At 60.2% G+C, this 3,614-nt stretch carries 3 protein-coding genes and 2 pseudogenes; 3 read left to right on the plus strand and 2 right to left on the minus strand.

Translation table 11 applies throughout. From position 1 onward, the window contains the following. The 3 genes and pseudogenes from GCT19_RS41210 to GCT19_RS41220 form a co-directional block, all read left to right on the plus strand. Positions 1 to 242, plus strand: a 242-nt coding sequence (locus GCT19_RS41210; protein WP_152855032.1) for a DDE-type integrase/transposase/recombinase, incomplete at its 5' end; no start/stop codon positions are given. A gap of 54 nt (positions 243 to 296) precedes the next feature. Beyond that, positions 297 to 1,010 (plus strand): annotated as a pseudogene (locus tag GCT19_RS41215) (IS110 family RNA-guided transposase); the annotation flags it as partial. 235 nt (positions 1,011 to 1,245) lie between these two features. After that, positions 1,246 to 2,400, plus strand: coding sequence for an IS110 family RNA-guided transposase (locus GCT19_RS41220; protein ID WP_152855033.1), 1,155 nt, complete (start codon positions 1,246 to 1,248; stop codon positions 2,398 to 2,400). 421 nt (positions 2,401 to 2,821) lie between these two features. Here GCT19_RS41220 and GCT19_RS44225 read toward each other — a convergent pair. Next, a pseudogene (locus GCT19_RS44225) lies at positions 2,822 to 2,896 on the minus strand (IS6 family transposase); the annotation flags it as partial. 161 nt (positions 2,897 to 3,057) lie between these two features. Continuing rightward, the coding region (locus GCT19_RS41230; RefSeq protein WP_152855034.1) for an IS6 family transposase at positions 3,058 to 3,614 on the minus strand (557 nt) is incomplete at its 5' end.

Here is a 3,614-nt window from a genome sequence, read left to right on the forward strand (position 1 = left end):
ATGCCGATCGCGAGACGCCGATCAAGGTCCGTCAGATCAAGTACCTGAACAACATTGTCGAACAGGACCATCGGGCTATCAAACGCCGGAGCCGGCCGATGCTGGGATTCAAGAACTTCCACCGTGCGAGGGTCATTCTCGGCGGCATCGAGGTAATGCACATGATCAGGAAAGGACAGATGAAATGTGCGGGCAAAGACCCGTCGTCTGCTTCCCAGCAGTTTTACTCCCTTGGGTCATAAGCAATACTTATCATATCGACATTTCTCGTCCCGACACCCTTACTGCAACAGAACCGGCGTGCACGGCATCGACTGAAATCGTTCCTGCTCGCGCATGGCGTTCGCTATACCGGCAGCGCAAACTGGGGCGAGGCGCACCGTCGCTGGCTGGGCCGCTGTTCGTTTCCTAGTGCCTGGCAGCACCTTGCCTTTGACGAACACCGGCGCACGATCGAGGACCGGCTTGCGCAGTGCGCCCGTCTCGAAACAGCCCTGCGCGAAGCGGTGATCTCCTGGCGCTTCTATCCGGTAGTGCTGGCCCTGCAGGCCATGCGGGGCGTCCCGTTCGTTACCGCCGTCGAGATGGTTTCAGAAGTGGGCGACCTGTCCCGCTTCGAACACCCGCGTCAGCTGATGGCCTGGCTCGGCGTAACCCCATCCGAGCATTCATCGGGAGGCAAACGCCGGCAGGGCAGCATTACCAAAACCGGCAACAGCTACGCCCGAAGGCTGCTGGTCGAAGCGGCCTGGAGTTATCGCCATCCTGCCCGCGTCAGTCCGGAAATCCAGGGCCGTCTCGAAGGTCTGCCCAAGGCCATCATCGACCGCGCCTGGGACGCCTAGGTACGGCTGTGTCGACGATTCCGCCGGCTGACCGCGCGAGGCAAGCCCATCAACATCACGGTCGTGGCTATTGCCCGCGAACTGGCAGCGTTCATCTGGGACATCAGTCGACTGGCCATGTCGCTTGCAATACCTCGCAGCAAACTGTCCGCGGCCTGTGTGTGATTCCCCGAACAACGTAAGGAGTTTCCTGAAGGCGGCGCAGCCCGGCATCCGAGCAACCCGCGATGGTATTACGCAACGGGCATCACCAACTTGCGGCGGAAGTTAGCGGCAGGCTCATGAGGCGGACCTCTGCAATGCGGTATCCAACCCGCGGATATCAGATCCTATGAAGCGAGGGCCTCGACGGGCTGACGCCTAAAATCAGCTTGCCGAGGTTTGCTCACAGGAGAAGATCATGCGTACCGATCAGGCATACACGGGTCATGGTGACGTACTCGTGCTGGCAGTGTCGCTGGAACTGGCGGCGGCCAAATGGAAAGTCGCGCTTCACGACGGCCGGCGCGAGAAGCCGGCCGTGCAGACCCTCGCACAACCACAGGCCGCGGCGCGTCTGCAGGCGGTCCTGGACCTGATCGAGGAGCACAAGAAGAAGTGGTCGCTGCCGGCCGGCGTACGCACGGTCGTGAACTACGAAGCCGGGCAGGACGCGTTCTGGATCTGTCGCGCGCTGCAGGTGCACGGCATCGAGTGCTACGTCATCGATCCGGCCAGCACCCCGGTTGAACGTCACAGGCGGCGCGCGAAGACCGACCGGCTCGATGTAATCAAGCTGGTGATCAATCTGCGCGCATGGCTGCGCGGCGAGCGCGACCGCATCCACGTCGTGCACGTGCCGTCACCGCAGGATGACGCATCGCGCCAGCTGACGCGCGAGCGCGGCCAACTGCAGAAGGAAGTGCTGCAGCACCGCGACCGGATGCGTAAGCTCCTGGTCACGCTCGGTTGCTGGGATGCGGTCGATCACCGTACCTTCGCCAAGCGGCTCGAACGCGAGGAAGTGCGCTGCCATGACGGAGCGCCGTTACCGCACGAGCTGCGTGAGCGGTTAATGCGCGAGTGCGAACGGCTCGCACTCGTCGAACAGCAACTTGCGGCGCTGGAGAAGACGCGACAGGCAAACGTACCAGCACCCGCGCGCCAGCGTTGCGATGTGCTGGCACGCCTGCAGGGGATTGGCGAAGTAGGCGCCTCGCGCCTTGCCCTCGAGCTCTTCTGGCGAGAGTTCGACAACCGCCGCGAAGTCGGTGCGTGCATCGGGCTCGTGCCACAACCCTACGACAGTGGCGAAAGCCAGGTCGACCAAGGGATCAGCAAACAGGGAAACCGGCGGGTGCGCGCGCTGCTGATCGAGATGGCGTGGACCTGGCTTCGCTACCAGCCCGGCAGCGCATTGGCCAAATGGTTTAACCACCGCACACAAGGTACGGGACCGAACCGACGCGCGCGACGCGTCGCCATCGTCGCGGTCGCGCGACGTCTTGCCATTGCGCTGTGGCGCTATCTGAAAGACGGCGTCATCCCTGACGGCGCACAGCTGAAGTCCACATAAGCCCCTAAGGTTTGGCAGGAAGGAGATAAAGGTTTGGCCAGGCAGTGACGTAGCAAACATGGTTGAAGTGAACATGCTCGTGGTCACACTGGGTTGCTGAAGCAACCGAATACTTTCAGATGGGGCATGTTCCCGGGCAAATGATTCCGGCGTAACGCGCATGCAGGATAAGGCTGGTGACACGCCAGCGGATAGAAGGCGGTGAGGATGCTGGTTCTTCTCACGAGCGCAAGCACGGCTTCAGGCCAAAAACAGGTCAGACAGGTTATCGAAATTTCGGGAAAAGGGATCTTGACAGAAGTCCTGCTCATAGAAGTGTGATCCACCGTCGAGACTTACTGCTGCGCCGCCCTCAGGAAATTCATGCGTCGATGCAACAACCTGAAAACCAATCTCGCGATTGACACGCAAAGTCATATCAGTACCAGCGAACGGCGCAACTGATGACAATAGCAGGGAAACGGTGGCCGTGATAAGGCGATTTCATCTTCTTCATCACTTCATTTTACCGTCACATCTCCAGCAACCTGACAGTGCCTCGAGGCTCAGCGCTATCGCGCCTGCGGGCTGAAACTGGTCCCCGCCGCGATCGTGCTGTGGAGGCTCCGGTGCAAATAGGTAGCGTGGCCGAAAATAATCTTTATAGATTTGGATACCTTATCGATTGAACAGGACGGCGTTCCAAACCGCGGGCGCGGTGGTATCGCTGAGCCTGAGCGCGCAGAGGTCGAACTGCGCCTTGCGAATGCGATGCATCAACTCGATGCCTGAAATCGTGATCGCGGCACTTCTGAACCGTTTGAATCCAGGCATCACGTTCGTTCTTGACTTGATGTGTCGATGGTCCTGTTCGATCAGATTGTTGAGATACTTCGAAGAGCGCACCTTCGTGTCCTCGGGAAGCAGGCCGTCAATCTTCATCTCACGCACGGCCCGGTGCGACGCGGCATACCCATCGAGGGTGACCGTCTCCGGTGGCCGGCCTTGATGTTTGACCGCCTTGCCGAAAAAGGCTTTTGCCGCGGCCACATCGCGCTTTGCCCTGAGCATGAAGTCTACCGTCTGGCCGTCCCGATCCACCGCCCGATATAGATAAACCCATTTGCCCCGGATCTTCAGGTACGTCTCGTCAACCCTCCACGACCGTCCCGCAGACGTGGCAAAATGGTTCCAGCCCTTGACGAACTCGGGCGTATAGCGGCGCACCCAACGCA

The organism is Paraburkholderia atlantica, assembly GCF_009362785.1.
Classification (GTDB): Bacteria; Pseudomonadota; Gammaproteobacteria; order Burkholderiales; family Burkholderiaceae; genus Paraburkholderia; species Paraburkholderia atlantica.

Bases quoted from the DNA above. Each gene is read 5' to 3' on its own strand.
- GCT19_RS41220 (WP_152855033.1), top strand. From the start codon at position 1,246: ATGCGTACCGATCAGGCATACACGGGTCATGGTGACGTACTCGTGCTG.